Source organism: Pseudoalteromonas sp. K222D, assembly GCF_017653575.1.
GTDB lineage: Bacteria > Pseudomonadota > Gammaproteobacteria > Enterobacterales > Alteromonadaceae > Pseudoalteromonas > Pseudoalteromonas nigrifaciens.
The window spans coordinates 13,483-30,385 of sequence record NZ_JAGGDL010000013.1; the positions used below are offsets into that span (position 1 = coordinate 13,483).

The window sequence follows — 16,903 nt, forward strand, 5'->3', positions numbered from 1 at the left end:
CAGCACCCACTATTTGTTTATTCATTATCTTGGCCTTTAACTTGCTGACTAAGCAATTGCGCTTGTACGCGTTCGCGCTCTTTTTGTAGTTCTATGCGCAGCTCTTCTTCGCTGGGTAAGTGGGCTAAATATTTTGCGGCAAAGAGTTGTTTTTGATCGCTCAGTACCGAGTATTTAACAACGGCTTCGCTTTTTTCACTGCATAAGACCAAGCCAATAGTAGGGTTATCGTCGCTGCTGGTGTGTAGGTCGTCGTACAAGCGAATGTAGGTATCCATTTGGCCTATATCTTGGTGTTTGAGTTTGCCAATTTTTAAATCAAGTAATAAAAAACACTTGAGTTTAAAATTGTAAAAAACGAGGTCGATATAAAAGTCTTCGTCATCAAAACGGATACGCTTTTGGCGCTCTACAAAAGCAAAGCCTTTACCTAGCTCTAATAAAAACTGTTGTAAGTTATTTATAATGCCTTGCTCTAGGTCGTTTTCTTGATAGCTTTTGTCTTGCAGGTTTAAAAAATCTAAAATGTAGGGATCGCGCAGGTAGTCTTTTGCGGATTCTGCCAATACTTGTGTGTTTTGTTGGGCTTCATGCTCAACGGGTTGTTTTTCTTTGCTAGACAATAAGCGTTCGTAATATAGCGTACCTATTTGACGTTCTAAGGCGCGTACACTCCAGTTTTGTTGACTGGCCTCTTGCATATACCATAAGCGAGCATTTTCATTTTCAATGCGGATAAGCGTTGAATAATGCGACCAACTCAATTTGGCAGACACTGTCTGCCATTTTGAAAAGGCTAAATAAAAACTGCGCATATTGCGTAAGTTTCGACTTGAATATCCCTTACCAAATTGTGCGGTTAATTGTGTTGAGAGCAACGCAAGTTGTGTTTTTCCATATTCAGCTCGTGTCGCTCCTTGCTGTTCTTGCTCAACAATTAACCGTCCAATTTGCCAATAGGCGTTCACCATGGCGTGATTAACGGTTTGTTTAACCTGTTTACGTGCTTGCTCGATAACCTGTTTAATTTCTATTAATATGGCGGGGTTATCTAATGCGTTACTATTTTCCATAACCCAGTGCCTCTAAGTTTTGTCGAATAGCGTTGTCTAGCGCATCGCTTTGGGTCATTTGGCTATAAAGGGTTTGGCTAAGTTCGCTCATTTTAGTTTCGAACGGGATACCGTCGTCGATAATATCGGCCGCGCCTACATAGCGCCCTGGTGTAAGTACGTAGTCGTTCGCTTTTATATCGGCAAGGGTGGCTGATTTACAGTAACCGGCTACATCTTTGTACTCTTGTTCTTGCTCTTTTTGTGCGCTTTCTGGCTTCGCACTTTCAGTGGCAAGCTCTTCGCCGCGCCAAATATGGTAGGTTTGGGTTATTTTAGCTATGTCGTCGTTGGTGAGCTCTTTTAAAGTACGGTTTACCATAGAGCCCATTTCGCGAGCGTCTATAAATAGCGTTTCGCCTTGGCGGTCACGGCGTTTTAATATGCCTTTTTCGTTATTACCTTTTTTATCTTTACTTATAAACCATAAACACACCGGAATTTGCGTGGTGTAAAACAACTGCCCTGGTAGGGCTATCATACAATCGACTAAATCGTTTTCGATTATTTTTTGACGAATATCGCCCTCGCCACTAGTGTTTGAACTCATTGAACCATTTGCCAGCACAAAACCTGCGGTACCATGCTCGCTAAGTTTTGAGATCATATGCATGATCCACGCATAGTTGGCATTACCGGTAGGCGGTGTTGGGTAACCTGCCCAGCGGGCATCGTCGACTAGTTCATTATCGGCGCGCCACTGTTTTTGGTTAAACGGTGGGTTTGCCATAATGTAATCGGCTTTTAGGTCGGGGTGTTGATCTTTAAAAAAAGTGTCGCCGGCTACATCGCCTAAATTGCCCGATATACCGCGCACGGCAAGGTTCATTTTAGCCAGTTTATAAGTGGTGTTAGTGTATTCTTGCCCATAAATAGACACATTTTTTTGATTGCCGTTATGGCTATTAATAAATTTAAGCGATTGCACAAACATACCGCCTGAGCCACAACATGGGTCGTAAATTTTGCCTTGAAATGGTTCGATCATATCGGCTATTAGGGTAACAATTGACTTAGGCGTATAGAACTCGCCTCCGCCTTTACCTTCAGATGCGGCAAATTTACCTAAAAAGTATTCGTACACACGGCCAACTAAATCTTCTTCTGTTTTTTCGTTTTGGTTGGCAATGGTGTCGATATTATTAATGGTATCGATAAGCGCCGAGAGCTTACTGGCATCAAGCCCTAAGCGAGAAAAGTAGTTATCAGGCAATGCGCCGGCGAGTGACTTATTGTTTTTTTCAACCGCGTGTAGTGCAGTATCTATTTTAACGGCAATATCGCCTTGCTTGGCGTTGATTTGAATGTACGACCAGCGTGCATCTTCTGGTAGATAAAACACGTTATCCATAGCGTAAAAGTCGACCATGTCGATGTATTCGTCGCCGTACTCGGCAATAATGGCTTTTTTACGTGCTTCAAACTTATCACTAATAAATTTAAGAAAGATTAAGCTTAAAACAATGTGCTTATATTCGGCTGATTCAACACTGCCGCGCAGTTTATTGGCGGCATCCCAAAGGGATTCTTCAAACCCGACTTGTGTTTTTTTTGCGGCTTTTTTAGTTGCAGGCTTTTTTGATGCAGCGTCCATGTGGTTTCTCTTTGCAAGAATATCAATATAAATTATTGGCTTATCATACCGCAAAGGTCGTGGTTTTTTGAGTGTTAATTAGTAATAAATTGCTATTAAAAAAGAATGATGCGAAACAGGTTTAAAAGATAAGAAAATGAGCTGGTTTTAGGGATTTAGGCTTAGTAAATAAATCATACTCAATACTGCTTGAGTATGATTTATTATGAGCCGTTTTTTGCAGTTACCTATTGAGCATTATCGTCCATTAAGTTTTTAACTATTTTATCTAGCAACTTAGTGGAATTTGATATGTATAAATCATCAGCTTCATCAACTTTTTCTAAGTAGCTACTTGTTAGCTTTACCCAAGTACTAAATGATTTTATTTCACTGGTATTAAGTAATTCGATTAACGCCTCGTGGTGTTTACCTTTCTCCGCCATATAGCCAATACCAATTTTAGAATCGCTCTCATCTAGCAGTCGAATTGCCGACTTTGTTTGATTGACCTTATAAAGAACGTTTGCAACTTGGCGCTTCTCATAGTCAGTCATATGCTTTCGTTCTGGTATCACATAATAGACTAGATTAAATAAGTTTGAGTTTAATTCATTAATATCTTTACCATTTTTTTTGGCTAATGCTACCTGGTAATAAACTTCACTTTTGAATCTATCAGCTTCATGACTGCTTATATTTTTATTCTTACTTCTAATTAACTCAGACTCTGCACTTTGATTAAGTTTGTCCAAATCAATAATATCTAAGATTATGGGGTGCTTATATGCAAGTTCGTTAATGTACTCTAAATTAAAGTGAACTCTGCCTGCTGCATGTTCAGTTTGGTGGTAAAGTGAAAGCTCCGTTTTTATAATATCTATAATAGTTAAGTACGCTTTTTTAAACTTATCATCTACATTAAAGTGCGTGAGGTAACAGTCGAACGCCTCATTGTAGTGGTAAAGCTTATTATTAGTTGTTGTTGCGTCTTCTTTTTCTTCTATTATGGTGTCTAAAGTAGCTGAACATAAATCTGCTTTAAATGTTGGGTTATATTTAGCAAATAATTTAGTGAATCTTTGTGATGCGTATTTTCCGTAAAACTCAGCTTTAAAAAGATCTATTAATTCATTTGGGATAGGTAGCTCATTAATAAGGTACCCTTCAGCTATTGCTAGAGAGAGTTTTTCATTATACGTTTTGTAGTCGCTTTTTTCTTTTAGTAAGCGCACAGCTTCCTGATCTTTAAAGTTGAGCAACTGTAAATGCAAAATATATTCTTTTGCCTCATCAACCCCAGCAACTTGGCTTGCAATACGATTAAAGCTTTTTCGATCATTGCTTTTTGCATACGCGCTTAAAAGCGCTCCAAGTGTTTTTAGAAGTAGCTTTGGCTCGGCTTGATTAATATCGTCAAGCTTTGCTTCTAAAAGAAGATATGGATTAACTTTAACTGACTGGGCAAACTGCAACTCTTTTAGCCTCGCTCTAAATTGCTTTAAGTTGTGCTGGCCTATCAAACCAGAATTAAGCATTTCAAATACAATATTTGTCTCAACATAATCTGTATTTAAGGTATCAATATTAGACTTTATTTTATCACCAAGTACGGTTTGGCTTTTTGAGTCTAAGCTATCGTCGTTAAACTGATTGAGCATCAAAATTGTTTTTGAATAGACTGACTTGGCTTTTTCTTCAGATGAATCTGCGCATGCAGTTAGCACAAACAGAAGTAATAATGAGGTAATAAATTTTTTCATCACTTTATAGTCCTTTATTTATGAGGCAGAGCCATTGCGTTCTGATGATTGGCCTGAATATTTGACCTTTACTAACTTTTTAGTATTGCAAAACGAAGTAGCTAAACCCTACTTTATAACCCTTGGTTTTACCACTATGAGCTCTTCTATTGATTTTATAAATTCGGGTCTCTCAGTAAGGTTTTTCTGAAATTTGCTAAACACCACAAGCACTACATTTACTGCAACAGATTTTAAGATACCATGATATAGGTTTAACGTTAAAAAATGACAGCACAAAAAAAGCGCCCTGATTAACTCGGATCGCTTTGCGTTTAGGACAAATAAACAGGTTTTATACAAATTTAAATAGCACACATTTAAGCATCATTTTCATGCTTGGGTTATTACTCTGGCAATATTTTCATAATTAATAATGCCGATAATCATTTTAGTGCAAAACAAACTCAGAGCTATAAACCACGCAAAATTTTGAGTTGATTGATACTGTAATAGCAATATAGCTGAGCCACTAAATACAATGTTCGAATAAACAACTTCTATTCGATATTGATTAATAGTTTTCAAAATTATGGGCATTAAAAACCATCATCAAACGAGTCAAATGCATCAAAACAATCATCATTGTTTGAATCACTTATCGATTCTTCAATTTCATAAACAGTCATTACTCTATTAGGCTGGCCCACCAAATTACCACCAACATCAACGATATTAGCGCTCGCATTTGTGATAGGTAATCCTGTTGAGGGATTAATTGCGATATCAGTAACGTCATTATTTTTCATACTCTTAAACCTTAATAATCATTAATTACACTTCACAATTTAATGATATCGTGATAAAAAACTTGTTTGACTGCGAAGCTCAGCAACAAACAGTTTGCATAAATAAGTAGTTAGCCCTCCTCTTACTTCATCTAATTTTCATTAAGCTAAATCCCTTATTTTTTTCTAAAAAATTCATTAATAAGTTTATTTTGAAGGCGATTTTTGTCTGAAAGACGCTCTTAAAAACGCATTTTTCGGCACGAAAAACTGCAAAAAAGCGTCTCTGAATGAGATCAATAACTCGCGCAATACATTGGAGGCGAAGCCGAAAATGTATGGAGTCGCGCGAATGTACAGCTGGTCTGTACTAACCGCGATAATGTTTCGCATCAGCGAAATTCGATTAAAATTTGGCACAAATTGATATCGAACCATCTATTTTCGTAGAAAATAAAAGCAAATGAAAAAGGCGAATAGTGAGGAACTCACAGCCTTGTCTGGCGCGGCAGTATGGCGGTTAGTACAGAGCGTAGCGAGGTGCATTCGCGCAGGGGCAAAAACGCTAGCGCGATAGCGCGTTGAGTCAGCTCGTTGCGGAGCAACATCAGAGCTGGCGTGCGTTTTAGGCCCTATGGTTGAGTAGCGCAGCGTCGAGGCCACCGCTGAAAGCGGCTTCTCTTTAATGGTTTCATCCCTCGTTTCATTTAAAGAGCAAACGCACAACATCTTGCAATGAATACCGTAATATTTTTGCCTAATTGAAATAAAAAATAAATTGGATAATTTTACATAAAACGCAATTAGTTCGTTTTTCGACATCCTATTTAGAAATTCCGAAATATCGCAATCCTATAGGAGTTTATAAATATGAATGACCAAAAACATATCCAACAATTTTCACAAAACAGTGAATCAATAAACACACCTAATCCATTACGCAAATTAAGAAAGGCTGAAAGTGTGCTTAATATTGTTCAAGCTGAGATCCCTCAACCATGCATCATTGTACCCGCGATATTAACTGCCGGAGAGGCTACGCTACTTGCTGCCGGAGCTGGCTCTGGAAAAACCTATATATCTCAGTATATCGCTGCGTGTGTTGCTGCTGGCACTACTAGTTTTGGTAATGAGCCGTGCGAAGCTAAAAAAGTTTTGTATATTGATGCTGAATTAGGTTTGCATCAGATACAAGCACGTTTTGGCAATATTTTTAACGCGATAGGCGCTGAGACTGGCGGCCAATTTTAAATCACTACTTTTAACATCTAATGATATTTAACAGCGCCGCTGTTATGATTAAACATAACTTCAACAATAATTAAGTTTTGAAATGATAAGCGGTTTTAATAATGCCTAATTACTCTCTTGATGATTTACGTTATTTTTGCACTATAGTGCAATTAGGTAGCTTTAAAAAAGCATCCGAAAGTCTAAATGTATCATTATCAACCTTAAGCCGCAGAATACGTTTATTGGAGCAAACTCTACAGTTAACCTTACTTAATCGAGACGCTCATCGCGTTACATTAACTCATACAGGGGAGCTATATTACGCTCGCTACTGCAAACTGTTTGAGGAAGTAGACGCCATAGAGCAAGCGTTATCTGATGAGAAGCAGCAACCAAAAGGTAAAATTAGAATTTCTGCGCCAATTTACATGGGCAAGCATTTTTTAAGCGCTATTTTTTGTGATTTTTTACTGCTGTATCCAGAAATACAGTTAGATTTACGTTTTTCAAATGACTTAATTGATATCGAAAAAAAAGGCATTGATATTGCTTTTAGAGTAAGAAACCCTGCTATTGATAATTGGGTTATTAGAGAGTTGAAACTCACCCATAATATAATATGTGGCCGCCCTAACCAAACCACTCATTTAATTACCCACCCTGAGCAATTAGAAGAACAACCCAAAGTTATTTGCTTTGGATTAGCACCGTGGCAATTAAAAAATAAACTGACTAATGAAGTGTATAACGTTGAGCAAAAAAAACACATTAGGCTTGAAGTTGATGAAATTCAAATGATGAAACATGCCGTAGAATCGGGTGTTGGCATTAGTTATATACCTGATTATATTGCATTGCCATTAATAGAGTCAGGAACGCTTGAGCGTATTCTTCCTGATTGGCAAAGTGAAGGGCAGCCTTTTTCTATGCTTTATCGCGACAGAAAACAAATCCCTCATCGTGTGAGGTTACTAATAGACTATACCTTGCAACACTTTAGCTAAAGCGCTGCAAGGTATTTTTTAATAACTCAGCCTCAGTACCATAACGCTATAAAAGTCGCTTAAAGTATTGCTGTAATTACTAAACGGCTTGCTTAAACGGATTACGAGTATCTTGATGCTCATCAAGATTACGCATTAAAATAGCGTACGCTAAATCTAGTGCTTGAGGCAGCGCTATTTTAACAATATGGCCGGAACCTTTAGCATCGCTAATACTTTCACCCTTTTTATTTTCCATCTGCTCAAGTACAAAGCTAATATTACCTAGTGGGGTCATTAACTCTAATGAATGGCCAACACAAAACTTATTTTTTACATCAATATCAACTAAGCCGTTAGCATCTCTACCCAGCACTTCGCCAACAAACTGTTGTTTAGTTGATACCGAATGGCCGTATTCATAATTTTGATAGTCTTGGTGCGCATGGCGCTTTAAAAAGCCTTCGGTGTAGCCTCTGTGGGCTAAATTTTCTAAGGTTTTAAATAAGTTGGTATCAAACGGGCGACCAGCTACTGCGTCATCAATTGCTTTGCGATAAACCTGCGCGGTGCGTGCTACATAATAAAAAGACTTGGTGCGCCCTTCTATTTTTAAGCTATGTATACCCATTTGGGTAAGTTGCTCTACATATTGTACTGCTCGTAAATCTTTTGAGTTCATAATATAAGTACCATGCTCATCTTCATAAGCAGGCATATATTCACCGGGGCGACCTTGCTCCTCTAACATGACTATTTCGCTACTAGGAGCGCCTTCACCAAGCGTAGGTATTATACTTTTAGGATCGAACTTATGTACCATTTCACCCGTTTCGTTTTCAACGCCCGGTTTTACATCGTAATCCCAACGACAAGCATTAGTGCATGTACCTTGATTTGGATCGCGTTTGTTTATGTAACCCGACAATAAACAGCGTCCAGAGTACGCCATACACAAGGCACCATGGACAAATATTTCCAGCTCGGTATTTGGGCAAAGCCTGCGTATTTCGGCAATTTCTTCTAGCGACAGTTCGCGCGATAAAATAACTCGCTCAATCCCCTGTTTTGCCCAAAATTGTACACTCGCGTAATTTACCGCATTCGCTTGTACCGATAGATGAATAGGCATAGTCGGCCATTTTTCTCGCACTAGCATAATTAAACCCGGATCAGACATGATCAGCGCATCGGGCTGCATAGCAATAACCGGCTCAATGTCGCGTAAATACGAGTTAACTTTAGCGTTATGCGGCGCAATATTAGATACCACATAAAATTTTTTATTTAGTGCATGCGCTTCATCTATGCCTATTTTTAATGTTTCAAGATCAAACTCATTATTACGCACTCGTAAGCTATAGCGTGGCTGCCCTGCATATACTGCATCGGCACCATAAGCAAAGGCATAGCGCATGTTTTTTAAGCTGCCCGCGGGCGATAATAGTTCAGGGGTAAACGCAAACGGCGGTGTATTTTTTGAAGAGTTAACAGTAGTTGATGGCATGAGCGCTCCATACATAAAACTGGTTACAAGCCAGTTGCATGAATAATTAACAAATACAATAAGTGTAGAGCGCGGCAGTATAAATGCAGCAAATTATTTGTATTTGATCGAGATCACAAAATAACAATCAAATTGGTTATTAATAATAATTAGTATTTTTACGTTAAAACGCGTATAATTCGCGCCCGTTAATATTCACACTTTCACTTAAAATTATTGGAGCATTAAGATGGCTTTAGAACGTACTTTCTCAATCGTAAAACCTGATGCAGTTGCTAAAAACCACATCGGCGCTATCTACAACCGTTTCGAAACTGCTGGCCTTAAAATCGTTGCAGCTAAAATGGTTCACCTTTCACAAGAGAAAGCTGAAGGCTTCTACGCTGAACACAGCGAACGTCCTTTCTTCGGTGCTTTAGTATCTTTCATGACATCTGGTCCAGTAATGGTTACCGTTCTTGAAGGCGAAAACGCTGTTCTTAAAAATCGTGAAATCATGGGTGCTACTAACCCTGCAGACGCACTAGCAGGCACTTTACGTGCAGACTACGCTGACAGCATCGACGAAAATGCTGTTCACGGCTCTGACGCTGTTGAATCTGCTGCTCGCGAAATCGCGTACTTCTTCGCTGACGAAGAGCTTTGTTCACGTACTCGTTAATTCGAACTCGTTAACATATTGAAAAGGGCTTTCGGGCCCTTTTTTAGTCATTATGTAAGGTATTAATCAGTAAACTTATAATGTTTTACTTAATGATTAAGCTGAGTGAATTGTGTACAATTCGTCCTCGTAAATTTTTATCTCCACCGTCACCGATTGAGGTTGTTTCATGACCGAGCAAAAAAAGATTAACTTATTAGATTTAAACCGAGAAGGGATGCGCGAGCTATTTGCATCGTTCGGTGAAAAGCCGTTTCGTAGTGACCAGGTGATGAAATGGATTTATCATTTTGGCGTAGACAACTTCGACGATATGAGCAACGTAAACAAAAAGCTTAAAGAAAAACTTAAAGCTGAATGCGAAATTGTTGCCCCAGAAATATCAGTGCGTCAACAAGCTAAAGATGGCACGATCAAATACGCATTAGTGCTTGAAGGCGGCCAAGAAGTAGAAGCTGTTTGGATCCCTGAAAAAGAACGCGCTACGTTATGTGTATCATCGCAAGTTGGTTGTGCGCTTGAATGTACTTTTTGCTCTACAGCGCAACAAGGCTTTAACCGTAACTTAAAAGTATCTGAAATTATTGGCCAGGTTTGGCGTGTAGCTAAAGATATTGGCCTTGATGGTCACAGCGAAAAACGCCCGGTAACAAACGTGGTAATGATGGGCATGGGTGAGCCACTCCTTAACGTTAAAAACGTAGTCCCCGCGATGGAACTGATGTTGGACGATTGGGGTTTTGGTTTATCTAAGCGCCGCGTTACATTAAGTACTTCAGGCGTGGTACCGGCTCTGGATTTACTAAAAGAAAAAATTGACGTAGCACTGGCTATTTCATTGCATGCTCCTGATAACGCACTGCGCGATATTTTAGTGCCCGTTAATAAAAAATACCCTATTGAAGAGTTTTTAGCGGCGTGTCGTCGTTATATCGATGGCTCTAAAGCAAATAAAGACGTAACCGTTGAATACGTTATGCTCAATGGTATTAACGACAGCACCGACCAAGCGCACGCATTGGTACAAACGCTTAAAGGCACTCCTTGTAAGGTAAACCTTATTCCGTTTAACCCATTTCCGGGTAACGAATATACGCGTTCGAGTAATAGTCGTATTGACCGTTTTTCTAAGGTTTTACAAGCAGCCGGCATTACTTGTATTGTACGTCGCCCTCGCGGTGATGATATTGATGCAGCGTGTGGTCAATTAGCTGGCGATGTTGTTGATAGAACAAAACGCTTGGCTAAAAAGAAAATGCGTGACGATAACGCGATTACCGTTAATATTCACCAAGCATAACCTCATCTCTAAATAGCAATCAGTCTTAATTAATACTTCATATCAAGACTGATTGCTTTTAAGTCGTTTATTTTTAAATAATTGATGCAACATAGATGCTTTTAGGTAAGATAGGCGCTATGGACAAAAAATAAAGAGACAAGGTAATGCGACCTTTACTAGTTTTAACTATATCTACGCTCGCCTTAGGCGGTTGCGTTACAGAAAATAGTTATAACGGCAGTGATAAACCCGTTGTCGAAAATAAAATTAATAGCGCAGGCGCAGCTCGAACTCGCATTGCCCTTGCTTTACAATATTTAAATACGGGTAATAACTCTCAAGCAAAATATAACCTTGAACGTGCCAGCGAATATGCGCCAAACCTACCCGAAGTCCACTACTCTTTAGCGTATTACTATCAACAAGTTGGTGAAAATAAACTTGCCGATTTAGCCTATCAAAAAGCACTTGCTATTAAACCTGACGATCCTAATACCTTAAATAACTATGGGGTATTTTTATGTGGTATAGATGAATACGACCGTGCTACTGATCAGTTTTTAAAAGCAATCGCAATACCCAGCTATATCCGTGTTGCCCAAAGCTACGAAAACTTAGCGTTGTGCGCTATAGAATTTGACGACTTTGATAACGCCGAAACTTATTTTCAGCAAGCAATAAATCACAGCTCTCAGCGCGCTTCAACGCTGATTAGTTTAGCGGCTTTATATTACGCTAAAAGCGATTTATACAAAGCAAGTGCACTGTTAAAGCGTTACGACGATACCGCACAAATATCTCCGCGTGCTTTATTACTTAGTTATTTAATTAAACAGCGCATGGGTAAAATTGAAGAAGCAGAGAAAATTGCTGCAACTATCCTACAAACTTACCCAAATAGTGATCAGGCTTTTGCGATTAGAGATAGCCAAATAAAACAAACCGAATTTGAAGTCTTGCGCGAAAAATATCGTCAAGCGCAGCTCAATGAATTAAAACAAGATGGTAGCGAAGCGCAATTAAGTTCACAGCCTAAAATAAAAATAATTCGTAAAAAGCGTCCATCACAAAATGACTCAACAAGCTTAATTAGTGCTAATAAAACGCCCGTTGCAACAGTAACAGCCCCAGCTGCAGTAATAGCCGAAGTTAAACCAGCTCAGCCGTCAAGCAAAACTGTCGCGCCAACAAGCCAGGTGAACACTGCGCTAAACGCAAAACTAATAACAAACTCAACAAACCAAAGCAGCAAGCAAGCTATTGTTAGCCCTTTAAGTACGCAGCCTGAGACACCACCAAGCACCTTGCCTGCAGCACAGGTAGCAGTTAATAATAACGTTAAAATAATTTCTTTTGGCGCTCCTCAACCTGCTAATAACAGCGCTAATAAAGCAAATACAACTAACACTACTTTCAGCCAAACGAGTGCTCAACCTAGTAATAATGGTCAGGTGGTTTTTTATAAGGCCACTAAAGATGCAGATGTATTTACTAGCAATAACAGCAACGAACTTGACACCATAGAGCTGAGAAATGCGCCAACAAGTAACGACAATAAGCTACCTATGCTCAATCCTAAGGTTGCGCCACTTACAGTACCGTTTCATATAATAGAGTTTGGTGAAAACCTATTTAGCATTTCGGTACGATACAATGTTAAACTACAAAAGCTCCTACTGTGGAATGGATTAAAAGAGTCAGATCGGGTAATGAATGGCAGTAAAATTTACCTTAACGATCCTAATATTTATTATGAAATTAAAGCTGGTGATACCCTTTTTGAAATAGCTACCCAGCGGCAGGTATTAATTGATGAATTAATGCGATGGAATAAATTAAGTCCTGATATAGCACTAACACCAGGGCACAATCTTTTACTAGTGGATCCAGACTCATACCTATTATGAATGAAGAAATTACTCAGCCCCAAAGCGAACAACCTTCTCTTGGGCAAATATTAAAAACACACAGAGAAAACGCTGACATTAGCCTTGCTACTATGGCAACACATTTAAAACTGACTGTGTTACAAGTACAACGCATGGAAAATGATGAATATCAGTTACTTGGCCCTACAACCTTTGTAAAAGGGTATATAAAAAATTATTGCCGAGAGCTAAAAATTGATCATACACCTATTTTGGCTATGCTACCTGCACCTACAACGCCTGAAAAACCCGTTGATATGCAGAGTTTTTCGCGTCGTACTGAAAAAGAAGCTAACGACAGTCGTTTAATGATTGCCAGCTATATTATTTTAGCCATTGTAATTGGCTCCTCTGCCTTATGGTGGTGGCAAAATTCTATGCCAATTGAAGAACAAACAAGTAATATTAATGTTGAAAACTCGATAATGAGTGAGCAACAAGAACAGGCTGCGCAAAGTAATATTGGCGCATCACAGCAGCAAGTTCAGGAAATAAATAATGTAGCATTACCGCAAAGTGAGCAATTAAGTGCGCTACCTAGCGGTAATAGTACAATTAACACCACTACTACAGCCCCTAATGAAGCAAACAATAGTAGTACTATCGTTATGCTTTTTAATGATGAGAGCTGGGTAGAAATTTATGATGCCGAAGGTGAAAAAATTGCGTTTGGAGTAAAAAAAGCAGGCTATGAAATGACCTTAACAGGCATAGCTCCTTTTTCGGTTGTGCTGGGTAAGCATGATGCAGTTAATATTACTCTAAACGGTGAAACTGTTGATCTATCAGCTTTTCCAAAAAATCGTTTAGCTAAATTTAAATTACCACTAGCAGAGTAGCCGCTATGTTTTCAGAATCCCCAATTAAACGCAGAAAATCAACCCGTATTAATGTTGGTAATGTACCTATAGGTGATGGCGCACCCATTGCCGTGCAGTCAATGACTAACACCGACACTATGGATGTGGATGCAACCGTAGCACAGATTCAGGCAATACAAGATGCCGGCGCCGATATTGTGCGCGTATCTGTACCAACTATGGACGCCGCCGAAGCATTCAAAAGCATTAAAGAGCAGGTAACTATACCGTTAGTAGCCGATATTCACTTTGATTACCGAATTGCCTTAAAAGTGGCAAAATATGGCGTAGATTGTCTGCGTATTAACCCAGGTAATATTGGCAGCGAAGAGCGAATTAGGGCTGTGGTAGATGCGGCTCGCGAGCACAACATTCCTATTCGTATTGGTGTAAATGGCGGCTCATTAGAGCGCGATTTACAAGAAAAATACGGCGAGCCTTCGCCCGAGGCATTATTAGAGTCGGCAATGCGCCATGTAAATATATTGCGCCGTTTAGACTTTGATCAATTTAAAATATCAGTAAAAGCGTCTGACGTGTTTTTAGCTGTAGGTGCTTATCGCTTGCTAGCAAAAGAAATAGACCAACCTCTGCATTTAGGTATCACCGAAGCCGGTGGCATGCGCTCAGGCTCAGTTAAATCTGCAGTCGGTTTAGGCATGTTACTTGCCGAAGGAATTGGCGATACGCTACGTGTTTCGTTGGCAGCCGATCCGGTGCAAGAAATTAAAGTTGGTTTTGATATTTTAAAATCACTGCGTATTCGTTCTCGCGGTATTAACTTTATTGCTTGCCCTAGCTGCTCTCGCCAAGAGTTTGATGTAGTTAGCACCATGAACCAATTAGAAGAGCGCTTAGAGGATATTATTGAACCGGTTTCGGTCTCAGTGATTGGCTGTGTAGTAAACGGCCCTGGCGAAGCATTGGTAAGTGATATTGGTTTAGCCGGCGCTAGTCGTCGCTCAGGATTATATATTAATGGCGAACGCCAAAAAGCCCGCATAGATAACAATAATATTGTTGAACAACTTGAAGGCTACGTGCGCGATTTTATTGCAAAAAAACAAAACCAAACACCTATCGATATTAAAATCGTTGAGTAACACCTTTAATTAGTTAGTTTGGCCTTTATTTAAATTGTGCTATCGCTGGGTAACTTAGCAATAGCGCGCCTCTAAGCTCGCATTTACGTGTAAATTAGGGTTATAATATCGGGTCAATTTTTTTAGTTTTATGTTGTCGCAGTCAAGCATTGTACAACAACAGTTTTTAGGATTTAGCAGTGGCAAAACAAATTCAAGCAGTTCGCGGTATGAACGATTGCCTACCAGGCGATACTCAAGTTTGGCAAAAAGTAGAAAATATTTTACGCGAAACCGTTGCGTCGTTCGGTTATCAAGAAATTCGTTTTCCAATTGTAGAATCAACCGACCTATTTAAACGCTCTATTGGTGAAGTAACCGATATAGTAGAAAAAGAAATGTACACCTTTGCCGATCGTAATGGCGACTTACTTACGCTTCGCCCAGAAGGCACCGCTGTGTGTGTACGCGCAGGAAACGAAAATGGCTTACTGTATAACCAAGAGCAACGCCTTTGGTATATGGGCCCAATGTTTCGCCATGAACGTCCGCAAAAAGGCCGCTATCGCCAGTTTCACCAATTTGGTTTAGAAACCTTTGGTATTGCGAGTGCCGACATAGATGCAGAAGTTATTTTACTTACAGCGCAATTATGGGAATCGTTTGGGATTAGCGAACATGTACGTTTAGAGCTTAACTCGTTAGGTTCAAACGAAGCACGTGCCAATTACCGTGATGCACTGGTTGCCTATCTTGAGCAACACCTTGATGTACTAGACGAAGATTCAAAACGTCGCATGTATTCAAACCCGCTACGTGTACTTGATAGCAAAAACCCTGACGTGCAAGCAATTTTAATTAATGCACCTAAGCTATCTGAGCATTTAGACACTGAATCAAAAGAACATTTTGCAAATTTATGTGAACGTTTAGACGCAGCCGGCGTCAAATACACGATTAACGAAAAACTGGTACGTGGTTTAGATTATTACAACCGCACTGTGTTTGAATGGATCACCGACAGCTTAGGCGCGCAAGGTACTGTGTGTGCCGGTGGCCGTTACGATGGCTTAGTTGAGCAACTTGGTGGAAAAGCGACTCCTGCAGTAGGTTTTGCAATGGGCCTTGAGCGCTTAGTGCTACTGCTACAAGCACTTGAGTGTGTAGGTGATATTCGTCGTAATGCTGATGTATATTTAGCATCAATGGGCGACAAAGCCAGTATTCAAGCACCTATTATTGCAGCGACGCTTCGACGCGATGTGCCAAACTTACGCGTTATGGTGCATGCTGGCGGCGGCAACTTTAAAAAACAATTAAAACGTGCTGATAAAAGCGATGCACTCGTTGCCGTTATTATCGGTGAAGATGAATTAGAACAAGGCGTTGTGACCATTAAGTATTTACGCGAGCGTAAAGAACAAGTCACATTAGAATTAGAACAAGCTAAAGCGCTATTAGCAGAGCTTATTAATAGCTAATATTTTAATAAAAGCATATTAATGCCAAAGCTATCACAGAGGTAAAAATGGATATTTATTCAACAGAAGAACAACAAGCCGAAGCCATAAAGCGCTTTTTCCGTGAAAACGGCCTTTCTCTTGCACTAGGTGTAATTGTAGGTTTAGGTGGTTTATATGGCTGGAAAGCGTATAACCAAAACCAAATTACCACAGCTGAGCAAGCATCAGACGCTTACACAACATTGGTTTCAGGCGAAAGTGTATTAGCGTCAGCTGATACGTTTATTAGCGAAAATAAAGATACCAACTACGCAACGTTAGCTGCATTTGTAGCGGCTAAAGATGCTGTAGAAGCAAATGACCTAGACGCCGCAAGCGAAAAGCTAAGCTGGATAGTGTCTAACGTAAAAAACGATGAATTAAAAGCCATTGCTATTACACGCCTAGCTCGCGTTCAAATTGCCCAGCAGCAGTATGATGAAGCGCTAACGTCGTTAAATGCATCATTACCTGACGCATTTTCTGCCAATGTTGCAGAGCTTAAGGGGGATATTTACACTAAGCAAGGCGACAAAAAACAAGCTCGCGCAGCATATCAAGCAGCGGTTGATGCCGGTGGACTAACCAGTAATCCACTATTACAAATTAAGTTAGATGACCTAGCAGTAACAAGCCCAGCGGCATAAGGT

At 39.7% G+C, this 16,903-nt stretch carries 14 protein-coding genes; 9 read left to right on the top strand and 5 right to left on the bottom strand.

Translation table 11 applies throughout. The features are described from left to right. Positions 1-17: 17 nt before the first annotated feature. From J5X91_RS08515 to J5X91_RS08530, 4 genes are all read right to left on the bottom strand, one after another. On the bottom strand, positions 18-1,073 hold the full coding sequence (locus J5X91_RS08515) for a PDDEXK nuclease domain-containing protein (protein WP_208834404.1): 1,056 nt from the start codon (positions 1,071-1,073) through the stop codon (positions 18-20). Beyond that, positions 1,063-2,706: a class I SAM-dependent DNA methyltransferase gene (locus tag J5X91_RS08520; protein WP_208834405.1), complete on the bottom strand. Its 1,644-nt coding sequence runs from the start codon at positions 2,704-2,706 to the stop codon at positions 1,063-1,065. Before J5X91_RS08520 ends, J5X91_RS08515 begins: the two co-directional genes overlap by 11 nt. Positions 2,707-2,933: 227 nt before the next feature. Continuing rightward, a complete protein-coding gene (locus tag J5X91_RS08525; RefSeq protein ID WP_208834406.1) occupies positions 2,934-4,448 on the bottom strand; it encodes a hypothetical protein in 1,515 nt (504 codons plus the stop codon). A gap of 578 nt (positions 4,449-5,026) precedes the next feature. Next, on the bottom strand, positions 5,027-5,236 hold the full coding sequence (locus J5X91_RS08530; protein ID WP_208834407.1) for a hypothetical protein: 210 nt from the start codon (positions 5,234-5,236) through the stop codon (positions 5,027-5,029). 849 nt (positions 5,237-6,085) lie between these two features. Here J5X91_RS08530 and J5X91_RS08535 point away from each other — a divergent pair. Next, positions 6,086-6,466, top strand: coding sequence for an AAA family ATPase (locus tag J5X91_RS08535; protein ID WP_208834408.1), 381 nt, complete (start codon positions 6,086-6,088; stop codon positions 6,464-6,466). Positions 6,467-6,567: 101 nt separating this feature from the next. Then, complete coding sequence (locus J5X91_RS08540) at positions 6,568-7,452, top strand: LysR family transcriptional regulator (protein WP_244363798.1); 885 nt, start codon at positions 6,568-6,570, stop codon at positions 7,450-7,452. Between the two features lie 79 nt (positions 7,453-7,531). Here J5X91_RS08540 and yegQ read toward each other — a convergent pair whose 3' ends face one another. Further along, the gene (gene yegQ / locus J5X91_RS08545) at positions 7,532-8,938 is read right to left on the bottom strand and encodes a tRNA 5-hydroxyuridine modification protein YegQ (RefSeq protein ID WP_089369096.1); all 1,407 of its coding nucleotides are present in this window, start codon (positions 8,936-8,938) and stop codon (positions 7,532-7,534) included. Positions 8,939-9,167: 229 nt separating this feature from the next. On the opposite strand from yegQ, the gene ndk reads away from it, so the two are divergent. From ndk to J5X91_RS08580, 7 genes are all read left to right on the top strand, one after another. After that, positions 9,168-9,599 carry a nucleoside-diphosphate kinase gene (ndk, locus tag J5X91_RS08550; RefSeq protein WP_011329780.1) on the top strand — a complete coding sequence of 144 codons (432 nt, stop codon included), beginning with the start codon at positions 9,168-9,170 and terminating at the stop codon, positions 9,597-9,599. A 169-nt stretch (positions 9,600-9,768) separates the two neighbouring features. After that, a complete protein-coding gene (locus tag J5X91_RS08555) occupies positions 9,769-10,899 on the top strand; it encodes a bifunctional tRNA (adenosine(37)-C2)-methyltransferase TrmG/ribosomal RNA large subunit methyltransferase RlmN (protein WP_086998182.1) in 1,131 nt (376 codons plus the stop codon). Positions 10,900-11,045: 146 nt separating this feature from the next. Continuing rightward, a complete protein-coding gene (pilW, locus tag J5X91_RS08560; protein ID WP_208834409.1) occupies positions 11,046-12,788 on the top strand; it encodes a type IV pilus biogenesis/stability protein PilW in 1,743 nt (580 codons plus the stop codon). Continuing rightward, positions 12,785-13,648, top strand: coding sequence for a RodZ domain-containing protein (locus tag J5X91_RS08565; protein WP_011329777.1), 864 nt, complete (start codon positions 12,785-12,787; stop codon positions 13,646-13,648). Before pilW ends, J5X91_RS08565 begins: the two co-directional genes overlap by 4 nt. 5 nt (positions 13,649-13,653) lie before the next feature. Then, positions 13,654-14,772 carry a flavodoxin-dependent (E)-4-hydroxy-3-methylbut-2-enyl-diphosphate synthase gene (ispG, locus tag J5X91_RS08570; RefSeq protein ID WP_086998188.1) on the top strand — a complete coding sequence of 373 codons (1,119 nt, stop codon included), beginning with the start codon at positions 13,654-13,656 and terminating at the stop codon, positions 14,770-14,772. 179 nt (positions 14,773-14,951) lie between these two features. Continuing rightward, the gene (gene hisS / locus J5X91_RS08575; protein ID WP_011329775.1) at positions 14,952-16,232 is read left to right on the top strand and encodes a histidine--tRNA ligase; all 1,281 of its coding nucleotides are present in this window, start codon (positions 14,952-14,954) and stop codon (positions 16,230-16,232) included. 47 nt (positions 16,233-16,279) lie between these two features. Next, on the top strand, positions 16,280-16,900 hold the full coding sequence (locus J5X91_RS08580) for a tetratricopeptide repeat protein (RefSeq protein ID WP_208834410.1): 621 nt from the start codon (positions 16,280-16,282) through the stop codon (positions 16,898-16,900). Positions 16,901-16,903: the final 3 nt, after the last annotated feature.